Here is a 25,051-nt window from a genome sequence, read left to right as displayed (position 1 = left end):
AGATGGGCACGCAATAGATTGCTCAATCGCATCCCCTGTGATTAACGTAATGGAAACATGTTCTCACAGGGAATGCTATGGACAGCGCCTATACCCTTCTGATCGCCGACGACCATCCGTTGTTTCGTGCCGCCTTGCATCAGGCCTTGGCGCTTAGCGTCAGCAGCGCCGAGCTGTTCGAAGCCGATTCGCTCGACAGCTTACTGCAACTGCTCGAACAGCACCCCGATCCAGACTTGCTGCTGCTGGACTTAAAAATGCCCGGCGCCAACGGATTTTCCGGCCTGCAAACCCTCCGTCAGCGTTACCCCTTACTGCCGATTGTGGTGATCTCCGCCAGCGACGATCCGGCCATTATCCAGCAAGTCCGCCAGCACGGTGCGCTGGGCTTTATTCCTAAATCCGCTCAACTGAGTGTCCTGATTGATGCCATTGGGCAAGCGCTGGCCGGCGATACCATCTTCCCTGCCGATCTGGATAGCTTAGCCCCGCAACCCGACCCACAGGCGCGCATCCTGCAAGAGCGCCTCAGCAGCTTGACCGCTCAGCAACAGCGAGTGCTTGAAATGCTCAGTGCCGGTTTACTGAACAAACAGATCGCCTATGACCTCAATGTGTCGGAAGCCACAGTCAAAGCGCACATGACCGCTATCTTTCGCAAGCTGGGGGTAAAAAATCGCACCCAAGCGGTGATCCTGCTGCAACAAAGTGAGCTGAAAAGCCAAACGGGGTTATAATGCCCACGCCCCGTTTAGCCAGGAAGTGTGCATGTTTGAATCATTGATCGTTCAGTTTGTTGTACTGTGGGCAGTCATCGATCCGATCGGCTCGATCCCCGTTTATCTCTCAAAAACCGCCTCACTCTCGGCCTTGGATCGCCGCCGTGTGGCCAGCAAAGCCATCTTGGTCTCCACCGGAATCCTGCTGTTTTTTCTGGTTGCCGGCCAGTTACTCTTGGAAGCAATGCAGATCCCGCTTAGCGCCTTCCAAACCGCCGGAGGGTTGGTGCTGCTGCTGTTTGCTCTGACCATGATTTTTGGTGAGAGTAAACCCGAGCAAGAGATGCAGATGGATTATGACATCAGTGATTTAGCCGTCTTCCCGATTGCCGTTCCGTCGATTGCCTCACCGGGTGCCATGATGGCGGTGGTCATGCTGACCGATAATCACCGTTACTCGTTGATCGATCAAGCCCTCACCGCCTTGGTGATGTTGGGGGTATTGCTGATCACGTACTTGCTGCTGCGCAGTGCCTCGCGCATTCAGAAAGTGATTGGCCGCACCGGCGCCTCGGTGATCAGCCGCGTGATGGGGCTGATTTTGGCGGCGGTGGCCGTCAACAACCTGCTGGTTGGGTTGCGCGATTTCTTCTTACCGCTGACCCACTAAAGCGACCGCGCGCACTGAGTATCGCTCGCCATTTCCTCACCGGCTGCCACGGCGGCCGGTCTTTAGCGCCTCTCCTTTCTCCTCATCGTGCTCTGTATTTTTCTCCTCATTTATTCTTTTCATCATCCCCCTCCCAGTCTGCTCGCTCACCCCACTAGCCATACACCTAACTCCCTGAAGAACACCACCCAATATAACCACCGGCAAAAAAACGCTCCCCTGACGCAAACGTTTTCGTATAGAATGGCCGCGCACAACGGCGCAGGGTCATGAACGACAGGTTGTTTGCGCAAGCCAGACTCAAGGCTTGCGCAAACTACTTTCTGCTCACTGCAAGGGGATGTGATCTACAATGGAACAGTACCGTCCTGTACGCCGAGCGCTGCTCAGCGTGTCTGATAAAACCGGCATTGTCGAATTCGCCCGTGCGCTGGCCGCACGCCACGTCGAACTGCTCTCCACCGGCGGCACCGCGCGCCTACTCAGCGAAGCCGGACTGCCGGTCACCGAAGTCTCCGATTACACCGGCTTCCCGGAAATGATGGACGGACGCGTTAAAACCCTGCACCCGAAAATTCACGGCGGCATTCTCGGTCGTCGCGGCCAAGACGATGCCATCATGCAGCAGCATGAAATCGCCCCGATCGACATGGTAGTCGTCAACCTGTACCCGTTTGCCGCCACTATCGCGCGCCCTGACTGCACACTGGAGCAGGCGGTAGAAAATATCGATATCGGCGGTCCAACCATGGTGCGCTCGGCGGCGAAAAACCACCGTGATGTGACCATCATCGTCAATGCGGCCGATTACGACCGCGTACTGACCGAGATGGATGCGCATCAAGGTTCTTTAAGCCATGCCACCCGTTTTGATCTGGCCATCGCTGCCTTCGAGCATACCGCCGCTTACGACAGCATGATCGCCAACCACTTCGGTACCTTGGTTCCGGCCTATCACGCCGAGCATCGCGAGCCTGCTGGCCGCTTCCCTCGTACCTTGAACCTGAACTTTGTTAAAAAGCAGGATATGCGTTACGGCGAAAACAGCCATCAAGCGGCCGCGTTTTATGTTGAAAGTGAGCTGCACGAAGCCAGTGTCGCCACCGCCGAACAGCTGCAAGGCAAGGAACTGTCTTACAACAACATCGCCGATACCGATGCTGCACTGGAGTGCGTCAAAGAGTTCAGTGAGCCGGCTTGCGTCATCGTCAAGCACGCCAATCCATGCGGCGTGGCACTGGGTGCCAATATCCTTGAAGCTTACGATCGCGCGTTTCGTACTGACCCAACCTCCGCCTTTGGTGGCATCATTGCCTTTAACCGCGAGCTGGATGCCGATACCGCGCAGGCCATTATCGAGCGCCAGTTTGTCGAAGTGATCATCGCGCCGACCATCACAGTGCGCGCCGCCGCCATCCTCTCCACCAAGGCCAATATTCGCGTACTGGCTTGCGGTGAATGGAGTGCGAAAACCCACAGTCTAGACTTCAAACGTGTTAACGGCGGCTTGTTGGTGCAAGACCGTGACCAAAGCATGATCAGCGCCGCCGATCTGACCGTGGTCACCACCCGCCAGCCAAGCGAAGACGAACTGCGCGATGCACTGTTCTGCTGGAAAGTGGCCAAATACGTCAAATCCAACGCCATCGTGTATGCCAAAGGCAACATGACCATCGGCGTCGGAGCCGGTCAAATGAGCCGCGTCTACTCGGCCAAAATTGCTGGCATCAAAGCCGCGGACGAAGGGCTGGAAGTCAAAGGCTGCGTCATGGCCTCCGATGCCTTCTTCCCGTTCCGTGACGGTATCGATGCCGCCGCAGCCGCTGGCGTAACCTGCGTGATCCAGCCGGGTGGCTCGATTCGTGATGAAGAAGTGATCCAAGCGGCCAACGAACATGGCATGAGCATGCTGTTTACCCACATGCGCCACTTCCGTCACTGATACAGCAAAACCGGCGGGCTTGTCCCGCCGGTCCATTTTTGGCCGACCGGTGCCGCGCACCGAAACATTCAATCTCTGGAGTCATGCATGAAAGTCCTGATTATCGGCAGTGGCGGTCGTGAACATGCCCTGGCATGGAAAGCCGTACAATCCCCACAGGTCTCGCACGTTTATGTCGCCCCCGGCAATGCCGGCACCGCGACCGAAGCGGGAGTCAGCAATGTGGATATCGCCGTTACCGATCTGCACGCCCTCGGCGCCTTTGCTCAGCGTGAAGGCATCGAACTGACCATTGTCGGCCCTGAAGTCCCACTGGTACTGGGTGTGGTCGACCATTTCCGCGCGCTGGGCCTGCCCATTTTTGGCCCAACTCAGGCCGCCGCTCAGTTGGAAGGCTCTAAAGCGTTCACCAAAGATTTCCTCGCCCGTCACCAGATCCCCACCGCTGAATACCAAAACTTCACCGAAGTCGAGCCAGCACTGGCTTACATTCGCGCCAAAGGTGCCCCGATCGTGATCAAAGCCGACGGTCTGGCCGCTGGCAAAGGGGTGATTGTGGCCATGACCTTGGCCGAAGCCGAAGCGGCGGTCGAAGATATGCTGGCCGGCAATGCCTTTGGTGATGCAGGGCACCGCATCGTGGTAGAAGAGTTCCTCGATGGTGAAGAAGCCAGCTTTATCGTGATGGTCGATGGCGAGCACGTCTTGCCGATGGCCACCAGCCAAGATCACAAACGCGTCGGCAACCAAGACAGCGGCCCGAACACCGGCGGCATGGGCGCTTACTCCCCCGCGCCAGTGGTCACCGCAGAGATCCACCAGCGCGTCATGGATGAAGTGATCTGGCCAACCGTGCGTGGCATGGCCGCAGAAGGCAACGTCTACACCGGCTTTTTGTACGCCGGCTTGATGATCATGGCTGACGGCACCCCGAAAGTGATCGAGTACAACTGCCGCTTTGGCGATCCGGAAACCCAACCGATCATGCTGCGCCTGCGATCCGATCTGATCGAACTGTGCCAAGCCGCTGTCGCAGGGCGCTTAGATCAGTGCCGATCAGAGTGGGATCCTCGACCAGCGCTCGGCGTAGTGCTGGCTGCCGGCGGTTATCCCGGCGATTACCGTAGCGGTTATGTCATTCACGGCCTCGAGCACGCCGCCGCCAACGCAGGCAGTGACAGCAAAGTGTTCCACGCCGGAACCCGCAGCAATCCTGAGCAGCCCGCGCAAGCGCTGACCGCCGGTGGCCGCGTACTGTGCGTCACGGCATTGGGCGACAGCGTCAGTACTGCCCAGCAGCGTGCCTACCAGCAAGCGGCCTTGATTCAATGGGATGATATCTACTACCGCACCGACATCGGTTTTCGCGCCATTGCCCGCGAACACGTGGTAGAAAAATAAGGGTGTAATCAGCGCCGTTTTTAGACTTTATCGGTATATCTTTAGCGCGCTTTGTCGCGGATAACGTTAACGTGAACGTCAATAACCGTACTTCACCGCCGCGTTATCCGCGCTCTTTTCCCACCAAGCGCGACGCTCCTTCCCGCCAAACCAGCTCATCTTGATCAGTTAACCTTTACGCTAACGTTAAGCTACAACTCTGACCACTTAGTGACCCTGTTTTTACACAAAAGCTTCGTTACACTGCAATACAATGCACATATAAATCAGGGTACTGTGTGCTGTAAAAGGTATGTGTGCCACCAACGGTATGTTTGCAGCACAGCACACGATGTGCGTTATTCACAAGGAGCAGATAGAAATGAGTACGGAAATTTTCAAAACCTTCGCCGATCAGGCACAAAACTTCTATGCACCGGTTTATAAATACAACCGTCTGCTGACTGAAAATCTGGAGCAACTGAGCAAAGTGCAGCTGTCGGCCGCCAAAGCTTATTCTGAGCTGGGTCTGGAGCAGATCAAAGCCGTGGGTGACATCAAAGACCCACAATCTCTGGTGGCCTTTGGTAACAAGCAGCTGGAGCTGGTGAACAAAATCTCCAAGCAGCTGCTGGACGACACCCAGAAGCTCTCTTCCATGAACGAGCAGTTCAAAAAAGAACTGGAAACGCTGACCAAAGATCAACTCTCTCATTTACAAGTTAACGCCAACTAAATTTGGCTGCCGACACGCCTGCGGGCGTGTCATTCTTTCATGATGGTGTTACAGGGAGAAAACCATGGCTTCTGCAAATCAGTTCAACGGAGCGCTGGATGCGCTGGCTGATCTGAACCGTAAGCTGGTTGAGCTGTACCTGTCGCGCTCTACGGCTCAAGGTCCGCTGAATCAAGTATTGATGCAGGCCAACATGAACGATGCGAATCGCTTCTTTGAGCATGCATTTGGGCAACCCAATGCACTGGTGGAGCAGCAGCTCAAGTGGTGGCAACAGCAACTTGAATTATCCCAGCACGCGGTATTGCGCCTGTTTGGCCAGCCGAGTGAACCGGTGATCCAACCGGATCGCAGCGATCGCCGCTTTACCTCTGATGAGTGGCAACAAAACATCCTGTTTGATTACCTCAAACAATCTTATCTGCTGACGACGCAAAATGTGCTCGGCAGCATCAACCAGCTCGAAACGCTGGATGAAGAAACCCGCAAGCGACTGGAGTTCTTCACTCGCCAGTATTTGTCTGCTCTGTCGCCAAGCAACTACCTGCTGAGTAACCCTGAGCTGCTCAAGGTGACACTGGAAAACAACGGCCAAAATCTGGTTAAAGGGATGGAGTTGCTGGTCGAAGATATGGAGAAAAGCGCTGACACGCTGAATATCCGCATGACCGATCAAAGCTCCTTCCGCCCCGGTGACAATCTGGCCACCACCCCGGGCAAGGTGATTTTCCGCAATCACCTGTTTGAGCTGATTCAGTATGTGCCGACCACCGAAGAGGTGTTGCAGCGGCCACTGTTGATCGTGCCGCCATTTATCAACAAGTTCTATATTCTGGATCTGCAGGCACAAAACTCGTTTGTCCGTTGGGCGGTTAGCCAAGGGCATACCGTGTTTATGATGTCATGGGTCAATGCGACTCCTGAACACAAAGACATCACCTTTGAAGACTATGTGATTGATGGGGTGCTGGCCGCGCTGGATGCGATTGAAACCGCCACCGGCGAAAAAGAGGTTAACGGTATTGGTTACTGCATCGGCGGTACGCTGCTGTCGGTCACCATGGCCTATCTGGCTGCACGCCGCATGAAGCAGCGCATCCGCACCGGCACCTTGTTTACCACCTTGTTGGACTTCGCCAAACCCGGCGATATCGGGGTCTTCATCAATGAAGAAACCGTCAGCGCGGTGGAAACGCAAAACCAGATCAAAGGCTACATGGATGGTCGGCAAATTGCGGTGTCGTTCAGTCTGCTGCGGGAAAACTCCCTGTACTGGAACTACTTTGTCGATAACTACCTCAAGGGCAAGAGCCCGATGGCGTTCGACATCCTGTACTGGAACTGTGACAGCACCAACGTACCGGCCACCTGCCACAACTTCCTGCTGCGCCAATGCTATCTGGAAAACCAGCTGATCATGCCTGGTGGGATCTCGATTCGCGGCACGGCCATTGATCTGAATAAGATCAAATTACCACTGTATTTCCTCTCGGCTGCTGAAGATCATATCGCGCTGTGGGATGCGACCTATGACGGTGCTAAGGTGATTGGCAAAGACAACAGCCATGTGACCTTTGTACTGGGCGAATCCGGCCATATCGCCGGCGTGGTCAATCCACCGGAGAAAGGCAAATACGGCTACTGGTGCAATCCGGATAACAGCTTCTTGCCGGATGACTCGCAAGCATGGCTGAATGCCGCAGAGCACCATAAAGGCTCATGGTGGCCACACTGGCAACAATGGCTGGTCAGCCATCTACCAGAAGGCAGCAAACCGGTGCCAGCTCGTCAGCCGGTCGCACGTGAAAATCAGCCGCTGTTAGGTGATGCCCCGGGTGAGTATGTCAAAGTGCGCATCAGCGACATTGACCAGCAAATCAAAGCCAGTTTGCTGCATCCGAGCAGTGAAGAAAGCGCTGAGGAAAATGCTGCCTAAGCGTTATCAACAACGTTATCAGCCAGAAAGCGGTGAGTAAAAAAACAAGCGGTCAATGCGAGTCAGCGCTAACAGTAACAGCGCACACAAGGCTTAGCCGCTTGTAGTACTCAACGCCAACAGGTCAGGCAGAAAGTCAGTACGGTAATAGCGTGCTAGATATACAAAATGATAGATAAACAAAGTGATAGATAAACAAACGGGGAGTCCATGGACTCCCCGTTTTTTGTATCTGGCGCGATAAATTACTTCACGGAATCTTTCAGCGCTTTACCGGCTACGAACGCAGGCACGTTGGCTTCTGCGATCTGAATTTCTTTACCGGTTTGTGGGTTACGACCTGTACGTGCCGCGCGATGGTTCACTTTGAAAGTACCGAAACCGACCAGCTGTACTGGATCACCATCCTTCAGTGATTCAGTAATTGCAGACAGCGTGGATTCCAGTGCTGCTTTTGCTTGCGCTTTAGACAGATCCGCTTTTTCTGCAATCGCGTCGATCAGTTGAGTCTTGTTCATAGGTTGTCCTTACGTTTTATTTATCACGTTACTCGTAGCTATACAGGTCTCATACCCGTCTAGTGTACTTCGCTATGACGCGCCCTGATCCGTTTGAGATCACCACGCCAACATGCGCTTACCCACGTCGCCATGGGGCCAATGCAAACCAATCCAAATGTAGAACACTTTGCCCCGCAAAGGGATCGGATTCGCGAGAATTCCGGCGTTAAATCACGCTTCTCGCACGCCACTCACTGCAGCGATACCAATATTACTGATACCCGCTTCACGCAAGTCAGCCCGCAGGCCCTTGATCAGCTCTAGGTCACGCTCTTCGCAGGCTGCCAGCAGACGATAAATCTCCCACTGTACATCCAGCTCATTTTGGATATTTGGCAACGCCTTGAGCTCCTCTTCGGACAGCTCACGGTCTTGATCATGCATCTCCAGCATTGCCACGGTGTTAATCGAGATCCGGCTGATGCTTAACGCAAACGCCAACTCTTCACCGCTCAGCTGCGAGTGCAACAAATCACTTAAACCGACACACGCATCGATAGCCGGGAAAACACCGTACATATCAAAGTCATCGGCCGCAGGGATTTGTTCTTCAAATTTTTCTAGCTGGTTTTCGAAATTAACTTTGGCGCCTTTTACTGTCAGGACTTCCCACGCCAAATCCAGCACCGTACGGTACAGTACAGGGTTACCAAAGCCACTCGCCAAAGCAAAGGCTTGATAGTTCGGGTACATCCGCTCGCACAGGCACACCATAAAGGTTTGCAGCTGCCAAGGCTCCAGACGTTCCAAACGTTTGTGAATCGGATTACGTAACATACCCAGTCCTCTATACTGTTTCAGCGCCTGAGTGTAACTGATCTTCTACGCTGATCGATAGAAATAAGCGGCCACCAGCAGGGAGATTGCACTGATTTGCAGCAATTGATCACCTTGCCCCCTTATGAAGAGGGAGCGGCTGCACAAGAAGCCACCGCTTTTGCCTCTACCTTGGCTTCTCCGTTCGCCGCATGCGCCGCCAACAGCGCCTGCCACGTAGGGCGCGCCGAAGCGATACCATCGGCAAAACGGGTCGGCTCCGGCAAGCGATAACCGCGGCAACAGTGTTGCACCCACTGCAGCGCCGAATCAGGGCTGATCCGATGCCCAGCCGAAATAAACAGCGGACGACAACGCACTTTACTGCGCCACACATAGCCTAACAAGCTTTCCCCCGCCCACAACGCCGCGCTTGCGCCAACGCTGTCAGCCAGTGGTGCATAACTGCCATACAGGTGACTTTTCGCCACCCCAATGGTCGGCACATCCACCAGTAAACCAAAGTGACTGGCGACGCCAAGGCCACGCGGATGGGCGATCCCCTGCCCATCCACCAGCAGTAAATCGGGCCGTTGTGGTAGCATCTGCCACGCGGCTAACAGGGCCGGACATTCGCGAAAAGACAATAACCCGGGAATGTACGGCAACGTCGTCGGTACCCGCGCAATGCGAAAATCCAACAAGGTCAGTTCGGGATAGCGCAGCAACACGATGGCCGCACGGGTGACCGCGCCACCTTGCTCAAAACCGACATCCGCACCGCCAATAACGTGCACCGGCCCCACACGGTCAGTACGCTCCACCGCGGCCGCTAAGCGGCGCTGCTCATCGCGCAGCGCGGCATAATCGGTAGTCGGTACCTTCATCTCTGGCGTTGCCTTTTGGTTCTCATTCACCATGGCATTTGGCATGGTAATGGCTCCTGATTGCCGCTGAGCGCAGTATATGCGCGCTCAGCGAACTGTAAGCCTAGCCGCGTGGTAACAACGCAGACTCAGCGCGCGTGATACGGCTGAGACAAGCGGTGTACCGCTTCCACGAATACCCCGGCATGGGCCGGATCGACATCCGGATGAATACCGTGGCCTAAATTACACACATGGCCGGTGCCGGCACCGAACTCCGCCAACAGGCTAGCCACTTCCTGCTCGATACGGGCAGGCGGTGCATACAACATGGATGGATCCATATTGCCCTGCAGGGCAACGCGCGAGCCGATGCGCGCACGCGCGTCAGCCAAACTGGTGGTCCAATCCAAGCCCACTGCATCACAGCCGGTATCGGCAATCGCTTCCAGCCATTGACCACCACCTTTGGTGAACAAGGTCACCGGCACACGACGGCCATCATGCTCACGCAGCAGCCCATCGACAATTTTGTGCATGTAGAGCAGCGAGAATTCGCGGTAATCACGGCCAGTCAGCGCGCCGCCCCAGGTATCGAACACCATCACCGACTGTGCACCGGCGCGGATCTGGGCATTCAGATACACAATCACGCTATCGGCCAATTTATCCAGCAGCAGATGCAGAGTTTGCGGCTCGGCATACATCATCTTTTTAATACGGGTAAACGCCTTGCTACTGCCACCTTCGACCATGTAGGTCGCCAGCGTCCACGGGCTACCGGAAAACCCAATCAGCGGCACCGCGCCCTTGAGCTCACGGCGAATGGTGCGTACCGCATCCATGACATAGCCCAGCTCTTGCTCTGGATCGGGCACCCCGAGCTTTTGTACATCGGCCAAGGAGCGCACTGGGCGTTCAAAACGCGGACCTTCTCCGGTTTCAAAGTACAGCCCCAAGCCCATCGCATCAGGGATAGTCAAAATATCAGAAAACAAAATTGCCGCATCCAGCGCAAAACGGCGCAGGGGCTGCAAGGTCACTTCACAGGCCAGCTCCGGATTTTTGCACAGGGCCATAAAATCCCCGGCTTCGGCGCGGGTCGCCCGATACTCCGGCAAATAGCGCCCCGCTTGGCGCATCATCCAAACCGGTGTCATGTCTACCGGCTCGCGCAGCAGGGCACGTAAATAGCGATCGTTTTGCAGTGTGGTCATCTTAGGCTTCCTTTTTATTCTATTGCGCCCGATTGTAACACCGTCCAGCGCAGATACACCTGTCGTGCGGCGGCCTTGCCGGCGCGCTCACTGATTGTCGGCGGCTACCGTTGCCTGCGCTTGCTGACACAAAGGTAAAGTCAGATTAATCAGATGCCGCGCTACCGTCCCAACAGGCGGTAAGGGCGGTAATGCTTCGGGGCTAAACCAATCAGCGCTCACCAATTCCTGATGATCAACGCACAACTCTCCGCCAGCATATTCCGCCACAAAGGCCGCCATCAATGAGTTCGGAAACGGCCACGGCTGAGATTTGATGTAGCGGATATGCTCAATCTCAATGCCGGTCTCTTCACGCACTTCACGTGCAACGGCTTGCTCCAACGTCTCGCCCGGCTCGACAAAGCCGGCCAACACGGTATGCATGTTGCCCTGATGACGTGGATGCTGCGCCAGTAAAATCTGGTGCCCACGGCGAACCGCAACAATCACGCATGGCGCGATCACCGGATACACCGTTTGCGCACAGGCGCTGCACTGCATCGCCCACTGAGTCGGTACTTTTTGGAGCGGAGCTGCGCAAAATCCGCAAAAACGGTGACTACGCTGAAAATGCGCCAACTGCACCGCGCGCCCAACCAGCTGAAACAGTGCCTCGGGCTGCGCCAGCAAACTGCGCAATGAACCTCGCTCACTGGCCGGTTTAGCCGGTATATCCTCGGCCATCAGCAGGTATAGGGTTTGTCCTTGCCACTGCCCGACGGCCTGCGCCGGTTGTCCGGCAAGCCCCCAGCTAGACGCTTCTCCGTGTGGTAATTCTCCACCGGGCAGCCATAACTGCCCCTCTTGCATCAGCAACCAAAACCCCTGCTGCTGCGGATCAAGAAATTGTTCCATAGCACTCCTTGCAGCTATGCAATTTTACTGGCATCTTTTATAACAAGGTTGTCACAATATGTTTCACCATGAGTCGCAACCTTGCCTTGAATGTATCTGCGGAGACAGACCATGCTTACCAAACTTGCACGCGATCCCGCTCCCACACAGGGACAGGCAAAACAAGGTCAAGCCAAGATCATCGATCTCTGGCTACACGAACGCAAAGCGCTACTGATCCATTACTGCCAACTGGCGGGCTTGCCCCCGTTTCACCGTGAGAAACAGGCACTCCCGACACTGGAACAGATCACCGCCTTCAACGCCCGTTTGGTAGATTACCTCTCCGCCGGTCACTTTGAAATCTATGATCGCATCATCAGCCAAGCCGAACAGCATGGCGCAGGCAAACTCAATCTGCATCCATCGCTGTATCCACGCCTGACGGCCAATACGCAGCAATTACTGCACTTTCACGATTGCTATACCGATATCAGCGAAGATGATGACGCCCTGCTGGAGCTCGATCAAAATCTATCGACGCTCGGTGAGCTACTGGAGCAGCGCTTTGCCCTCGAAGATCAACTGATCAAAGCCGTGGTACTGACCACCGGGCAAAGTTTCTAACGCTCGGAGAAGACAGTAAGCTCTAGCCGCGACGCAGCATGTACGGGGAACAGGATGTTCCCGCGCCTTTCTACGCGTCACTTTGCCATATTACTTCCACGCCCTAATGGTCTACCTGCAATGCCTCTTTTGCCAATTGAGTAACCATCTCTCACGCTATTCGCGCCACGCCCGACGCCCAATACCACAACACGATCTAACTAAGCCAAACCAAGCCGCGCAGTTCTCTCGGTCACTCGCTACCCTTTTTTATTCCGCTTTTTATTCCACGCTTTATTAAGTTTGGAATATCACGCGTCAAGCCCATCGCCATGCATTACCTACCCATCGGCCCAGCAACGGTGGCGCGCTAAGCGGCAATAAAAAAGGGCACCGTCTCCGGTGCCCTTTTCACGATTAAGATGTCACGACCTTAGTCGTCACGCGAGGAACGACTTATTCGTCGTCACCCAGTGCGCCCAGACCGCTCAGCAGACCGGCCAGGTTAGCAGAAGCCTCTTCTGCGCTCACTTGTGGCGCAACTGGAGCTTCAGCCTTCTGACGACGACGGCTGCGATCTTGGTGGTACGCATAACCGGTACCCGCCGGGATCAGACGACCTACGATAACGTTCTCTTTCAGACCGCGCAGTTCGTCACGCTTACCAGCAACTGCCGCTTCAGTCAGCACGCGGGTGGTTTCCTGGAAGGACGCCGCGGAGATGAAGGACTCAGTTGCCAGAGACGCTTTGGTGATACCCAGCAGTTCACGTTCGAAGGTCACTGGCTCTTTACCTTGAGCTTCACGCTCACGGTTGGTGATCTTCACGCGAGCCACTTCGGCTTGCTCACCTTCCAGGAACTCAGAATCGTAAGCGGCAGTGATGGTACCCTTACGCAGCATCTGACGGATGATAACTTCGATGTGCTTATCGTTAATCTTAACGCCCTGCAGACGGTAAACGTCCTGCACTTCGTTAACGATATAGTTAGTCACCGCATGCACACCGCGCAGACGCAGGATGTCATGTGGAGTCTCTGGACCATCGGAGATCACATCGCCACGCTGTACCAGTTCGCCTTCGAACACGTTCAGCTGACGCCACTTCGGAATCATCTCTTCGTAAGCATCGCCACCGTCGGTTGGTGTGATCACCAGACGACGCTTGCCTTTGGTTTCTTTACCGAAGGATACGATACCGGTGATTTCCGCCAGGATCGCAGGCTCTTTCGGCTTACGAGCTTCAAACAGGTCCGCAACGCGTGGCAGACCACCGGTAATATCCTTGGTACCGCCGGATTCTTGTGGAATACGGGCCAAAGCATCACCAGTGCCAACCATCGTACCGTCGTCCAACTGAACGATCGCTTTGCCTGGCAGGAAGTACTGCGCTGGCATATCGGTACCAGGAACCAGAATGTCGTTACCGTTCGCATCAACCAGTTTCAGGGCAGGACGCAGATCCTTACCACCACCGGTACGCTCGGCTGCATCCAGTACCACCAGAGAAGACAAACCGGTCAGTTCGTCGGTCTGACGGGTAATGGTCAAGCCATCCAGCATGTCGACAAACTTGATGTAACCGCCCACTTCGGTAATAACCGGCATGGTGTGCGGATCCCAGTTCGCCACGGTTTCACCCGCGTTCACTTCCATGCCGTCACCTTTCGCCATAGTGGCACCGTAAGGCACCTTATAGCTTTCTTTGGTACGACCGAACTCGTCGATCACGGTCATTTCAGTGTTACGAGAAGTGATCACCAGCTTGTTGTCAGCGTTGGTTACGAACTTCGCGTTGTGCAGCTTCAAGCTACCCTTGTTCTTCACCTGGATGCTATTCTCGGCTGCCGCACGCGATGCCGCACCACCGATGTGGAACGTACGCATGGTCAGCTGAGTACCTGGTTCACCGATGGACTGTGCCGCGATAACACCAACCGCTTCACCTTTGTTCACCAGGTGACCACGGGCCAGGTCACGACCGTAGCACTTCGCACACACACCGAAATCGGTGTTACAGGTAACCACAGAACGAACCAGGATGCTGTCGACAGATTTCTCTTCGATCAGGTCACACAGTTTCTCATCCAGCAGCGTGTTGCGCGGGATCAGAATGTCTGCAGTGCCCGGGATCAGAATGTCTTCTGCTGCCACACGGCCCAGTACACGCTCACGCAGAGGCTCTTTCACGTCGCCGCCTTCGATCAGCGGAGTCATGACTACGCCTTCCAAAGTGCCGCAATCGTCTTCGGTGATCACCAAGTCTTGCGCTACGTCTACCAGACGACGAGTCAGGTAACCGGAGTTCGCTGTCTTCAGTGCGGTATCCGCCAGACCTTTACGCGCACCGTGAGTAGAGATGAAGTACTGCAGTACGTTCAGACCTTCACGGAAGTTCGCGGTGATTGGGGTTTCGATGATGGAGCCATCTGGCTTCGCCATCAGACCACGCATACCCGCCAGCTGACGCATCTGTGCAGCAGAACCACGCGCACCGGAGTCGGCCATCATAAATACGCTGTTGAAGGAAGACTGCTTCTCTTCTTCGCCGTCACGGTTAGTCACGGTTTCAGTAGACAGGTTTTCCATCATGGCTTTCGATACTTTATCGTTGGCCACAGCCCAGATATCGATCACCTTGTTGTAACGTTCGCCGGCAGTTACCAGACCAGACTGGAACTGCTCCTGAATGTCTGCCACTTCCGCTTCCGCATCGGCCAGAATCTTGGCTTTCGCTTCCGGGATAACCATGTCGTCGATACCAACGGACACGCCGGAACGGGCTGCGTAAGCAAAACCGGTATACATGATCTGGTCAGCAAACACGACGGTCGCTTTCAGACCCAGCACACGGTAGCAGGTGTTCAGCATACGAGAGATCGCTTTCTTACCCAGCGCTTGGTTAACGATGGAGTAAGGCAGACCTTGTGGAACGATCATCCACAGGATCGCACGACCTACGGTAGTGTCGATCAAGCGAGTAGACACTTCTACTTCACCGGTATCGGTCTTCACGTGCTCGGTAATACGAACCTTAACGCGCGCATGCAGCTCAGCCTGGCCAGAGCGGTACAGACGTTCCGCTTCTTTCGGACCAGTCAGCACCATGCCTTCGCCTTTGGCGTTGATCTTGTCGCGGGTCATGTAGTACAGACCCAATACCACGTCCTGAGAAGGCACGATGATTGGATCACCCGATGCCGGAGACAGGATGTTGTTAGTCGACATCATCAGCGCACGAGCTTCCAGCTGCGCTTCCAGCGTCAGAGGAACGTGAACCGCCATCTGGTCACCGTCGAAGTCCGCGTTATACGCCGCACAAACCAGCGGGTGCAACTGCAGAGCTTTACCTTCGATCAGAACCGGTTCAAAGGCCTGAATACCCAGACGGTGCAGGGTTGGCGCACGGTTCAGCAGGATTGGGTGTTCACGGATCACTTCATCCAGAATATCCCAAACTACCGCTTCTTCGCGCTCGACCATTTTCTTGGCCGCTTTGATGGTGGTCGCCAGACCACGTGCTTCCAATTTGCCGTAGATGAATGGCTTGAACAGCTCCAGACCCATCTTCTTCGGCAGACCGCACTGATGCAGACGCAGGTATGGACCTACGGTGATTACAGAACGGCCGGAGTAGTCAACACGTTTACCCAGCAGGTTCTGACGGAAACGACCCTGCTTACCTTTGATCATATCGGCCAAAGATTTCAGAGGACGCTTGTTAGAACCAGTAATCGCACGGCCACGACGGCCGTTATCCAGCAGCGCATCAACCGCTTCTTGCAGCATACGTTTTTCGTTACGTACGATGATGTCTGGCGCAGCCAGATCCAGCAGACGCTTCAAACGGTTGTTACGGTTGATCACGCGGCGATACAGATCGTTCAGATCGGAGGTCGCAAAACGGCCACCGTCCAACGGAACCAGCGGACGCAGATCTGGCGGCAGTACCGGCAGCACGGTCAGGATCATCCACTCTGGTTTGTTACCAGATTGAATGAACGCTTCCAGCAGCTTGATACGCTTAGTGATCTTCTTACGCTTGGTCTCGGAATTCGTTTCGTTCAGCTCTTCGCGCAGCTGTTCGCACTCAGCCGGCAGGTCCATCGCTTTCAGCAGGGCCTGTACCGCTTCCGCACCCATCTTGGCGTCGAATTCGTCACCGAACTCTTCCAGTGCATCCAGGTACTGCTCTTCAGTCAGCATCTGGCCACGATCCAAGTTGGTCATGCCGCCTTCAACAACTACGTAAGATTCGAAGTACAGTACACGTTCGATATCACGCAGAGGCATGTCCAGCAGCAAACCGATGCGGGATGGCAGAGATTTCAGGAACCAGATATGCGCAGTCGGGCAAGCCAGTTCGATGTGGCCCATACGGTCACGACGAACTTTAGTCTGGGTCACTTCGACGCCACACTTCTCACAAATCACGCCACGATGCTTCAGGCGCTTGTACTTGCCACACAGACACTCGTAATCCTTCACTGGGCCAAAGATGCGGGCACAGAACAGGCCGTCGCGCTCAGGCTTGAAGGTACGGTAGTTAATGGTTTCCGGCTTTTTTACTTCGCCGAAAGACCAAGAACGGATCATGTCTGGAGACGCAAGACCGATTTTGATGGCATCAAACTCTTCGGTCTTAGTTTGCGCTTTCAGAAACTTTAGTAAGTCTTTCACGGATTGGCTCCCGTCGGAGTTAAACCAGTGGAGCGCGGCGGCGCCGCGCTCCTATTTCCTGCTGCGATGTCATTGCAACCGCAATCGAGAGAGGACCTTATTCGTCTTCCAGCTCGATGTTGATACCCAGAGAGCGGATCTCTTTCAACAATACGTTGAAGGACTCTGGCATACCCGGTTCCATACGATGATCGCCATCCACGATGTTCTTATACATCTTGGTACGGCCGTTCACGTCATCCGACTTAACAGTCAGCATTTCCTGCAGAGTATAAGCAGCACCGTATGCTTCCAGTGCCCACACTTCCATCTCACCGAAACGCTGACCACCGAACTGCGCCTTACCACCCAGCGGCTGCTGAGTAACCAGACTGTAAGAGCCGGTAGAACGGGCGTGCATCTTGTCATCAACCAGGTGGTTCAGTTTCAGCATGTACATGTAACCCACGGTTACTGGACGCTCAAACTGCTCACCGGTACGGCCATCAAACAGCGTAATCTGACCAGAACGTGGCAAGCCGCCCAGTTCCAGCAGGTCTTTGATTTCGGACTCTTTCGCACCGTCAAAGACTGGGGTCGCCAGTGGCATACCCTTACGCAGGTTTTCCGCCAGACGCAGCACTTCGTCATCAGAGAAGGTGCTCATGTCGACTTTCTGGCGAACATCGCTACCCAGATCATACGCTTTCTGGATGAACTCACGCAGCTTGGCAACTTCTTGCTGCTGCTTGATCATCGCGTTGATCTTCTCGCCGATACCTTTCGCCGCCATACCCAGGTGAGTTTCCAGGATCTGACCGATGTTCATACGAGATGGTACGCCCAGCGGGTTCAGCACGATATCAACCGGAACACCGTTGGCATCGTGTGGCATGTCTTCGATAGGGTTAATCTTAGAGATAACACCCTTGTTACCGTGACGACCCGCCATCTTATCACCCGGCTGGATCTGACGTTTAACGGCCAGATAAACCTTCACGATCTTCAGCACGCCTGGTGCCAGATCGTCGCCTTGAGTGATCTTACGACGCTTCGCTTCCAGTTTCTTCTCGAACTCAGCCTTCAGCTCGTCGTACTGCTCGATCAGCTGTTCCAGCTGATTTTGCTTCTCTTCATCATCCAGACCCAGATCCAGCCACTTGTCGCGAGACAGTTTAGCCAGTTTCTCCGCTTCCAGACCGCCAGCAACCAGCAGATCGTGGATACGAGCAAACAGACCGGCTTCCAGGATCTGCAACTCTTCAGTCAGGTCTTTCTTAACCTGCTTGAGCTGCATCTCTTCGATTTCGAGTGCACGCTTGTCTTTCTCTACGCCATCACGGGTAAAGACCTGAACGTCGATAATGGTACCGGAGGTGCCATTTGGTACGCGCAGGGAAGAATCCTTCACGTCAGACGCTTTCTCACCGAAGATCGCACGCAGCAGCTTCTCTTCTGGCGTCAGCTGGGTTTCACCTTTCGGCGTTACCTTACCAACCAGAATGTCACCGCCCTTCACTTCCGCACCGATATACACGATACCGGATTCGTCCAGCTTAGACAGCGCTGCTTCACCCACGTTCGGGATATCAGCCGTGATCTCTTCAGGGCCCAGCTTAGTATCACGCGCTACACATGCCAGTTCTTGGATGTGAATAGTGGTGAAACGGTCTTCTTGAACTACACGCTCGGAAACCAAGATGGAGTCTTCGAAGTTGTAACCGTTCCATGGCATGAACGCCACGCGCATGTTCTGACCCAGCGCCAGTTCACCCAAATCGGTGGACGGACCGTCTGCCAGCACATCACCACGCTCAACCGGCTCACCCAGTGATACACATGGGATCTGGTTGATACAGGTGTTCTGGTTAGAACGGGTGTACTTGGTCAGGTTGTAAATATCGATACCAGCTTCACCTGGAATGGTCTCGTCTTCGTTAACTTTGATAACGATACGGGACGCATCCACGTACTGGATTTCACCGCCACGCTTAGCAACTACGGTTACACCGGAGTCAACCGCTACAGCGCGCTCCATACCGGTACCAACCAGCGGCTTATCAGCACGCAGAGTAGGTACAGCCTGACGTTGCATGTTCGCACCCATCAGGGCGCGGTTAGCATCATCGTGCTCCAGGAATGGGATCAAAGACGCACCGACAGAAACGACCTGTTGGGTCGAAACGTCCATGTAGTCCACCTGATCTTTGCTGAACAGGCTGGATTCGCCTTTGCTACGGCACGTTACCAGTTCTTCTTCGAAGCGGCCGTCTTCGTCCAGGTTGGAGTTCGCCTGGGCAATAACGTAGTTACCTTCTTCGATAGCAGACAGGTAATGAATCTCGTCGGTCACCACGCCGTCTTTCACGCGACGGTACGGAGTTTCCAGGAAACCATACTCGTTGGTCTGTGCATACACAGACAAGGAGTTGATCAGACCGATGTTCGGACCTTCAGGGGTTTCGATTGGACACACACGACCGTAGTGAGTCGGGTGAACGTCTCGCACTTCAAAGCCAGCACGCTCACGGGTCAAACCGCCCGGGCCCAGTGCAGAAATACGACGCTTGTGCGTCACTTCTGACAGCGGGTTGTTCTGATCCATAAACTGAGACAACTGAGAAGAGCCGAAGAACTCTTTCACTGCCGCAGAAATTGGTTTCGCGTTGATCAGATCCTGTGGCATCAGGGTGTCCAGATCGCCTAAAGACAGACGTTCTTTCACCGCACGCTCAACACGTACTAAGCCCACACGGAACTGGTTCTCGGCCATTTCGCCAACGGAACGAATACGACGGTTACCCAGGTGGTCGATATCATCGACTTCGCCTTTACCGTTACGGATATCGATGAGCTTCTTCATGACATCAATGATGTCTTCGTTGCTCAGTGTACCCGCGCCTTCGATCTCGTCGCGCAGCAGAGAACGGTTAAACTTCATGCGACCCACGGCAGACAGATCATAGCGGTCAGCTGAGAAGAACAGGTTCTCAAACAGCGCTTCTGCTGCATCACGTGTTGGCGGCTCGCCAGGACGCATCATGCGATAGATTTCAACCAGAGCGCTTAAGCGATCAGTGGTGGAATCCACACGCAGGGTTTCGGAGATGTACGGACCATGATCCAGATCGTTGGTGAACAGCACCTCGATGGTCTTGTGGCCGGCTTGGCTCAGTTTAGCCAAGGTCTCCAGGGACAGCTCCATGTTGGCGCCGCAAATCAGCTCGCCAGTGGAGGCATCCACGTAATCTTTTGCCGATACTTTGCCGACAATGTATTCAACCGGCACGTCGATACGCTCAACGCTGTCTTTCTCCAACTGGCGGATATGACGAGCGGTGATGCGACGGCCTTTCTCTACGTACACTTTGCCGTTAGCTTCGATATCGAAGGTCGCGGTTTCACCACGCAGACGCTCTGGAACCAGAGTCATCTCTAACTTGCCGTGACGGACTTCGAAAACAATCTTTTCGAAGAACAGATTCAAGATCTGCTCAGTCGTGTAGTTCAGCGCACGCAGGATAATGGTGGCTGGCAACTTACGACGACGGTCAATACGTACAAACAGGTTGTCTTTCGGATCAAATTCGAAATCCAGCCAAGAACCACGGTAAGGGATAATACGTGCGTTATACAGTACCTTACCGGAGGAGTGGGTTTTACCCTTATCGCTGTCAAAGAACACACCCGGGCTACGATGCAGCTGGGATACGATAACTCGCTCGGTACCGTTGATAACGAAAGTACCGTTCTCGGTCATGAGCGGAATTTCGCCCATGTAGACTTCTTGTTCTTTAATGTCTTTTACTGTGCCTTCTGGCGCGTCTTTCTCGTACAGCGTCATGCGCAGTTTGACACGCAGAGGAGCAGAATAAGTTACGCCACGGATTTGGCACTCTTTTACATCAAAGACTGGCTCACCGAGACGATAGCTAACGTATTGCAGCTCAGAATTGCCGCTGTAGCTCTGGATCGGGAAGACGGAGCGGAACGCCGCTTCCAGACCGTACTGCCCTTCCGGATCTTGCTCGATAAACTTTTGAAACGAGTCAAGCTGGATGGAGAGTAAGTAAGGCACGTCCAAAACCTGTGGACGTTTACCAAAGTCCTTACGAATGCGTTTTTTCTCGGTATAGGAGTAAACCATAGGGTTCCTCAGCTCGCTGAATAGTCGACCCATTCTGTCCGTCCTGATAGGACAGTTCGTGCAACACTATTTTGTGACCGAAGGACGATGTACCCTTCGCAATACCTGTTTCTATCACTCTTAAACCATTTCATTGCGTTTTACACAGAGATCTGGCTCTGACGCAGTATATTAAGGCGTCGATAGAAACAAATATTGAGGATCACTTATGGCCAAACAGTGTGAAACACCACAAGCATCCTTTACAGCGCAAAAAGGCTGGTGACTAAAAAGTCACCAGCCATTAGCCTTTGCAAATCAGGCTACGAACTGGAAAGTCCGATTACTTGATTTCAACAGAAGCACCAGCTTCTTCCAGATCTTTCTTCAGAGCTTCAGCTTCTGCTTTGCTGATACCTTCTTTCAGGTTAGCTGGAGCAGATTCTACCAGGTCTTTAGCTTCTTTCAGGCCCAGACCAGTTGCGCCACGTACTGCTTTGATAACAGCTACTTTGTTCGCGCCAACAGCAGACAGAACTACGTCGAATTCAGTCTTCTCTTCAGCAGCTTCAGCTGGACCCGCAGCAACAGCTACAGCAGCAGCAGCAGAAACGCCGAACTTCTCTTCCATTGCAGAGATCAGCTCAACAACTTCCATTACAGACATTGCTGCAACTGCATCAATGATTTGCTCTTTAGTGATAGACATAGCAATTATTTCCTAAAATAAGAAGATGGTTATCTTGCAAACGACACGCTAAAAAAGGCGTAATTACGCTGCTTCTTTGGCGTCGCGAATAGCCGCAATAGTGCGAACCAGTTTGCCTGCAGAGGCTTCTTTCATGGTCGCCATCAAGCGTGCAATCGCTTCGTCGTAAGTTGGCAGAGTTGCCAGACGGTCAATTTGAGCCGCTTGGATAAACTCGCCTTCAAAGGCTGCGCCCTTAACTTCAAAGTTGGCATTATCTTTAGCAAATGCTTTGAACAGACGAGCAGCTGCGCCCGGATGTTCGTTAGAGAATGCAACCAGAGTTGGACCAACAAACGCATCAGCCATGCACTCGTAAGAGGTGCCGGCAACAGCACGACGCAGCAGGGTGTTACGTACTACACGTACGTACACGCCAGCTTCACGGCTGGTTTTGCGCAGTTCAGTCATTTTTGCTACAGAAACGCCACGTGCATCGGCGATAACTGCAGACAGCGCACCTTTGGCCACTTCGTTGACTTCAGCAACAATCGCTTGTTTGTCTTGAAGATTCAGTGCCATTGGCTTTTGCTCCTGGATTAGCCGAGCGTAATTGCTCGGAACTCACACCACCCGAATAAACGGGCGTAATACACGGCGAGCAGAATCCAGTCAGAAAAAATTCTTTCGGTTCTGTCACCGTCTACGCAGGTTGATCGGATTAAGTACTTTGCAGTACACCTGCGGTCTTGGACGGAGGCTTGGAAAAGGCCAAGCTCCAACCATAATCAAAGGCGTTAGATTGTATAGAAATCCAACGCCTTTGTAAAGCAAAGCTGTTGATTAAACAGCAGCGCTCAGGCTGTTCTGATCAAGAGCTACACCAGCACCCATAGTGGTGGAGATGCTAACTTTCTTGATGAACACACCTTTAGCAGAAGAAGGCTTCGCTTTCTTCAGAGCTACCAGCAGAGCTTCCAGGTTCTCTTTCAGCTGCTCGGCGGTGAAGTCAACCTTACCGATGGTAGAATGGATGATACCATTCTTGTCGTTACGGTAACGAACCTGACCTGCTTTAGCGTTGTTCACAGCTTCAGCAACGTTAGGGGTTACAGTACCCACTTTCGGGTTTGGCATCAGACCGCGTGGGCCCAGGATTTGACCCAGTTGACCAACAACGCGCATTGCATCTGGAGATGCGATAACTACGTCGAAGTTCATTTCGCCTTTCTTGATCTGGTCAGCCAGATCTTCCATACCTACCAGGTCAGCACCAGCGGCTTTCGCAGCTTCTGCGTTTGCACCTTGGGTGAACACAGCAACGCGAACAGTACGGCCAGTACCGTGTGGCAGAACGGTAGCACCACGAACGTTTTGGTCAGATTTACGAGCATCGATACCCAGATTAACTGCAACATCAACACTTTCAACAAACTTAGCGGTCGCCAGCTCTTTCAGCAGAGCAACGGCTTCGTTGATTTCGTACTGCTTAGTAGAATCAACTTTGTCACGGATCACGCGCATGCGCTTGGTCAGCTTAGCCATTGTCTTAATCCTCTACCAGCAGGCCCATGGAACGTGCAGTACCTTCGATAGAACGCATCATCGCGTCTACGTCAGCACCAGTCATATCAGCCGCTTTGGTTTCAGCGATTTCGCGAACTTGAGCGCGAGTAACTTTACCGCATTTCTCTTTGTTCGGCTTACCGGAACCTGACTTGATACCAGCTGCTTTCTTCAGCAGAACTGCTGCTGGAGGAGTCTTGGTAACGAAGGTGAAAGAACGGTCTGCGTAAACAGTGATAACCACTGGAATTGGCAGGCCTTTTTCCATGCTCTCAGTACGAGCATTGAACGCCTTACAGAATTCCATGATGTTAACACCCTGTTGACCCAGAGCTGGACCAACTGGTGGCGACGGGTTAGCCATACCAGCTGCAACTTGCAGCTTAACGTAGGCTTGTACTTTCTTAGCCATTGATATTTCCTCAGTTTGGGTTCGAGCGCCTCAGAATTAAGGCTCCCCGATAACAAAAAGGCGCGAAATTGTAGTTTAATTTCGCGCCCTTTTCAAGCATTAGACTAAAATCTGATCACGCCTTTTCGACTTGGCTGAAGTCCAGTTCAACTGGAGTCGCTCGGCCAAAAATAGAGACCGACACTTTCAGGCGGCTCTTCTCGTAATCGACTTCTTCCACCACGCCGTTGAAATCAGCGAATGGACCGTCATTAACCCGTACCATTTCACCCGGTTCAAACAGGGTTTTCGGACGTGGCTTATCACCCACTTGCTGCAGGCGATTCAAAATAGCATCCGCTTCTTTATCGCTGATTGGTGCTGGACGATCAGAGGTTCCACCGATGAAACCCATCACACGTGGAATGCTACGCACCAAGTGCCAGCTGCGGTCTTCCATCACCATCTGAACCAGCACATAGCCAGGGAAAAACTTCCGCTCGCTCTTACGGCGTTGACCACCGCGCATTTCAACGACTTCTTCGGTCGGTACCAAGACCTCACCGAACAGCTCTTCCATGTTGTGCAGCTTGATATGCTCACGCAGCGATTGAGCCACGCGGCCCTCAAAACCGGAAAACGCCTGTACAACGTACCAACGTTTTTTAGGAGCCTCAGTCATGTTAGAACCTCAAGCCTGTAATAAAGGACACCAGGTTAACCAGAATTGTATCCAGTCCCCACAGTGCCAGTGCCATAACGACAGTAACAGCCGCAACAATCAGGGTTGTATGCGTGGTCTCCTGACGGGTTGGCCATACGACTTTGCGCACTTCGATCCGGGATTCGCGAGCGAATTCCAGGAAAGATTTACCCTGACGAGTAAAGGCAGCAAGACCTAATGCCGCAGCCACCATCAAAATAATCACCAAAGCGCGGAGCACGACTGCGACATCATCAAATACAGCATTGCCGACCACGGTTGCTGCCAGGATAGCGAAAACGCCAACCCATTTAACGATGTTCAAGCTGCTTCCACTGCCTTGGGTTTCGGTATTCGCATTCATACAACCCACCTGTTACTCTCGAACGAATAAAAATAAACTTGATACAAATAACTCAACCTCGCAATGCGAGGTAGTCAGTAAGGCGTATATTACCCTATATACGCTTATCAACCGAGACTTATTGTAATCCCTGCTGATAAACGTAGAAAAAGGGCATCATAAAGATGCCCTTTTCTGCGTATCAATCAGGCCTTAGGCGATGATCTTAGCAACCACGCCCGCACCTACAGTACGGCCACCTTCACGGATAGCGAAGCGCAAGCCTTCGTCCATCGCGATTGGTGCAATCA

Annotated in this window: 20 protein-coding genes and 1 pseudogene; 7 read left to right on the top strand and 14 right to left on the bottom strand. The window is 53.6% G+C overall.

Going from position 1 to position 25,051, the window contains the following annotated elements:
• Nucleotides 1–77 precede the first annotated feature (77 nt).
• The 6 genes from L975_RS16240 to phaC all read left to right on the top strand — a co-directional run bounded on the left by L975_RS16240 (nucleotide 78) and on the right by phaC (nucleotide 7,383).
• Complete coding sequence (locus tag L975_RS16240; protein ID WP_047709319.1) at nucleotides 78–737, top strand: response regulator transcription factor; 660 nt, start codon at nucleotides 78–80, stop codon at nucleotides 735–737.
• 31 nt (nucleotides 738–768) lie between these two features.
• Nucleotides 769–1,389, top strand: a complete 621-nt coding sequence (locus L975_RS16235) for a MarC family protein (RefSeq protein ID WP_010864808.1) — start codon at nucleotides 769–771, stop codon at nucleotides 1,387–1,389.
• A 352-nt stretch (nucleotides 1,390–1,741) separates the two neighbouring features.
• Nucleotides 1,742–3,331, top strand: a complete 1,590-nt coding sequence (purH, locus tag L975_RS16230) for a bifunctional phosphoribosylaminoimidazolecarboxamide formyltransferase/IMP cyclohydrolase (RefSeq protein WP_047709318.1) — start codon at nucleotides 1,742–1,744, stop codon at nucleotides 3,329–3,331.
• 87 nt (nucleotides 3,332–3,418) lie between these two features.
• Nucleotides 3,419–4,732: a phosphoribosylamine--glycine ligase gene (gene purD, locus L975_RS16225; protein ID WP_047709317.1), complete on the top strand. Its 1,314-nt coding sequence runs from the start codon at nucleotides 3,419–3,421 to the stop codon at nucleotides 4,730–4,732.
• Nucleotides 4,733–5,093: 361 nt separating this feature from the next.
• Nucleotides 5,094–5,447: a phasin family protein gene (locus L975_RS16220; protein ID WP_010864812.1), complete on the top strand. Its 354-nt coding sequence runs from the start codon at nucleotides 5,094–5,096 to the stop codon at nucleotides 5,445–5,447.
• A gap of 64 nt (nucleotides 5,448–5,511) precedes the next feature.
• Entirely contained in the window at nucleotides 5,512–7,383 is a 1,872-nt protein-coding gene (gene phaC / locus L975_RS16215) for a class I poly(R)-hydroxyalkanoic acid synthase (RefSeq protein WP_052181551.1), read from the top strand.
• 245 nt (nucleotides 7,384–7,628) lie between these two features.
• Here phaC and hupA read toward each other — a convergent pair whose 3' ends face one another.
• The 5 genes from hupA to nudC all read right to left on the bottom strand — a co-directional run bounded on the left by hupA (nucleotide 7,629) and on the right by nudC (nucleotide 11,679).
• On the bottom strand, nucleotides 7,629–7,901 hold the full coding sequence (gene hupA, locus L975_RS16210) for a nucleoid-associated protein HU-alpha (protein ID WP_010864814.1): 273 nt from the start codon (nucleotides 7,899–7,901) through the stop codon (nucleotides 7,629–7,631).
• A 213-nt stretch (nucleotides 7,902–8,114) separates the two neighbouring features.
• Nucleotides 8,115–8,720, bottom strand: coding sequence for a YjaG family protein (locus L975_RS16205; protein ID WP_010864815.1), 606 nt, complete (start codon nucleotides 8,718–8,720; stop codon nucleotides 8,115–8,117).
• Between the two features lie 122 nt (nucleotides 8,721–8,842).
• Nucleotides 8,843–9,586, bottom strand: coding sequence for a deoxyribonuclease V (nfi, locus tag L975_RS16200; RefSeq protein WP_052181556.1), 744 nt, complete (start codon nucleotides 9,584–9,586; stop codon nucleotides 8,843–8,845).
• A 128-nt stretch (nucleotides 9,587–9,714) separates the two neighbouring features.
• Nucleotides 9,715–10,782: a uroporphyrinogen decarboxylase gene (hemE, locus tag L975_RS16195; protein WP_047709316.1), complete on the bottom strand. Its 1,068-nt coding sequence runs from the start codon at nucleotides 10,780–10,782 to the stop codon at nucleotides 9,715–9,717.
• Nucleotides 10,783–10,869: 87 nt separating this feature from the next.
• Nucleotides 10,870–11,679, bottom strand: a complete 810-nt coding sequence (gene nudC / locus L975_RS16190) for an NAD(+) diphosphatase (RefSeq protein WP_047709315.1) — start codon at nucleotides 11,677–11,679, stop codon at nucleotides 10,870–10,872.
• Nucleotides 11,680–11,790: 111 nt separating this feature from the next.
• Between nudC and L975_RS16185 the strand changes: the two genes are divergently transcribed.
• Nucleotides 11,791–12,285, top strand: a complete 495-nt coding sequence (locus tag L975_RS16185) for an Rsd/AlgQ family anti-sigma factor (RefSeq protein WP_010864819.1) — start codon at nucleotides 11,791–11,793, stop codon at nucleotides 12,283–12,285.
• A gap of 435 nt (nucleotides 12,286–12,720) precedes the next feature.
• Here L975_RS16185 and rpoC read toward each other — a convergent pair whose 3' ends face one another.
• The 9 genes and pseudogenes from rpoC to L975_RS17820 form a co-directional block, all read right to left on the bottom strand.
• A complete protein-coding gene (gene rpoC / locus L975_RS16180) occupies nucleotides 12,721–16,944 on the bottom strand; it encodes a DNA-directed RNA polymerase subunit beta' (protein WP_047709314.1) in 4,224 nt (1,407 codons plus the stop codon).
• Between the two features lie 97 nt (nucleotides 16,945–17,041).
• Entirely contained in the window at nucleotides 17,042–21,070 is a 4,029-nt protein-coding gene (gene rpoB / locus L975_RS16175; RefSeq protein ID WP_010864821.1) for a DNA-directed RNA polymerase subunit beta, read from the bottom strand.
• A gap of 322 nt (nucleotides 21,071–21,392) precedes the next feature.
• Complete coding sequence (gene rplL, locus L975_RS16170) at nucleotides 21,393–21,758, bottom strand: 50S ribosomal protein L7/L12 (RefSeq protein ID WP_010864822.1); 366 nt, start codon at nucleotides 21,756–21,758, stop codon at nucleotides 21,393–21,395.
• 63 nt (nucleotides 21,759–21,821) lie between these two features.
• Nucleotides 21,822–22,319, bottom strand: coding sequence for a 50S ribosomal protein L10 (gene rplJ / locus L975_RS16165; protein WP_010864823.1), 498 nt, complete (start codon nucleotides 22,317–22,319; stop codon nucleotides 21,822–21,824).
• A gap of 261 nt (nucleotides 22,320–22,580) precedes the next feature.
• Nucleotides 22,581–23,282 carry a 50S ribosomal protein L1 gene (gene rplA / locus L975_RS16160; RefSeq protein WP_010864824.1) on the bottom strand — a complete coding sequence of 234 codons (702 nt, stop codon included), beginning with the start codon at nucleotides 23,280–23,282 and terminating at the stop codon, nucleotides 22,581–22,583.
• A 4-nt stretch (nucleotides 23,283–23,286) separates the two neighbouring features.
• Nucleotides 23,287–23,715, bottom strand: a complete 429-nt coding sequence (gene rplK, locus L975_RS16155) for a 50S ribosomal protein L11 (protein ID WP_010864825.1) — start codon at nucleotides 23,713–23,715, stop codon at nucleotides 23,287–23,289.
• A 115-nt stretch (nucleotides 23,716–23,830) separates the two neighbouring features.
• On the bottom strand, nucleotides 23,831–24,376 hold the full coding sequence (nusG, locus tag L975_RS16150; protein WP_010864826.1) for a transcription termination/antitermination protein NusG: 546 nt from the start codon (nucleotides 24,374–24,376) through the stop codon (nucleotides 23,831–23,833).
• A gap of 1 nt (nucleotide 24,377) precedes the next feature.
• On the bottom strand, nucleotides 24,378–24,761 hold the full coding sequence (gene secE, locus L975_RS16145; protein ID WP_039046332.1) for a preprotein translocase subunit SecE: 384 nt from the start codon (nucleotides 24,759–24,761) through the stop codon (nucleotides 24,378–24,380).
• Nucleotides 24,762–24,953: 192 nt separating this feature from the next.
• Nucleotides 24,954–25,051, bottom strand: a pseudogene (locus L975_RS17820) (elongation factor Tu); the annotation flags it as partial.

Source organism: Plesiomonas sp. ZOR0011, from assembly GCF_000800945.1.
Lineage (GTDB): Bacteria > Pseudomonadota > Gammaproteobacteria > Enterobacterales > CAMTGL01 > Plesiomonas > Plesiomonas shigelloides.
The sequence above is the reverse complement of the archived record's forward strand: the minus strand, read 5'-3'. Positions and strand labels throughout refer to the sequence as shown.

Excerpts from the sequence above, each read along its gene's own strand:
- L975_RS16205 (WP_010864815.1), bottom strand. The coding sequence starts at position 8,720 with ATGTTACGTAATCCGATTCACAAACGTTTGGAACGTCTGGAGCCTTGG.
- hupA (WP_010864814.1), bottom strand. The coding sequence starts at position 7,901 with ATGAACAAGACTCAACTGATCGACGCGATTGCAGAAAAAGCGGATCTG.
- purH (WP_047709318.1), top strand. The coding sequence starts at position 1,742 with ATGGAACAGTACCGTCCTGTACGCCGAGCGCTGCTCAGCGTGTCTGAT.
- secE (WP_039046332.1), bottom strand. The coding sequence starts at position 24,761 with ATGAATGCGAATACCGAAACCCAAGGCAGTGGAAGCAGCTTGAACATC.
- purD (WP_047709317.1), top strand. The coding sequence starts at position 3,419 with ATGAAAGTCCTGATTATCGGCAGTGGCGGTCGTGAACATGCCCTGGCA.
- L975_RS16240 (WP_047709319.1), top strand. The coding sequence starts at position 78 with ATGGACAGCGCCTATACCCTTCTGATCGCCGACGACCATCCGTTGTTT.
- L975_RS16220 (WP_010864812.1), top strand. The coding sequence starts at position 5,094 with ATGAGTACGGAAATTTTCAAAACCTTCGCCGATCAGGCACAAAACTTC.
- nudC (WP_047709315.1), bottom strand. The coding sequence starts at position 11,679 with ATGGAACAATTTCTTGATCCGCAGCAGCAGGGGTTTTGGTTGCTGATG.
- L975_RS16185 (WP_010864819.1), top strand. The coding sequence starts at position 11,791 with ATGCTTACCAAACTTGCACGCGATCCCGCTCCCACACAGGGACAGGCA.
- rplA (WP_010864824.1), bottom strand. The coding sequence starts at position 23,282 with ATGGCTAAGCTGACCAAGCGCATGCGCGTGATCCGTGACAAAGTTGAT.
- rplK (WP_010864825.1), bottom strand. The coding sequence starts at position 23,715 with ATGGCTAAGAAAGTACAAGCCTACGTTAAGCTGCAAGTTGCAGCTGGT.
- rpoB (WP_010864821.1), bottom strand. The coding sequence starts at position 21,070 with ATGGTTTACTCCTATACCGAGAAAAAACGCATTCGTAAGGACTTTGGT.
- L975_RS16235 (WP_010864808.1), top strand. The coding sequence starts at position 769 with ATGTTTGAATCATTGATCGTTCAGTTTGTTGTACTGTGGGCAGTCATC.
- rplJ (WP_010864823.1), bottom strand. The coding sequence starts at position 22,319 with ATGGCACTGAATCTTCAAGACAAACAAGCGATTGTTGCTGAAGTCAAC.
- hemE (WP_047709316.1), bottom strand. The coding sequence starts at position 10,782 with ATGACCACACTGCAAAACGATCGCTATTTACGTGCCCTGCTGCGCGAG.
- nfi (WP_052181556.1), bottom strand. The coding sequence starts at position 9,586 with ATGAAGGTACCGACTACCGATTATGCCGCGCTGCGCGATGAGCAGCGC.
- phaC (WP_052181551.1), top strand. The coding sequence starts at position 5,512 with ATGGCTTCTGCAAATCAGTTCAACGGAGCGCTGGATGCGCTGGCTGAT.
- rplL (WP_010864822.1), bottom strand. The coding sequence starts at position 21,758 with ATGTCTATCACTAAAGAGCAAATCATTGATGCAGTTGCAGCAATGTCT.
- nusG (WP_010864826.1), bottom strand. The coding sequence starts at position 24,376 with ATGACTGAGGCTCCTAAAAAACGTTGGTACGTTGTACAGGCGTTTTCC.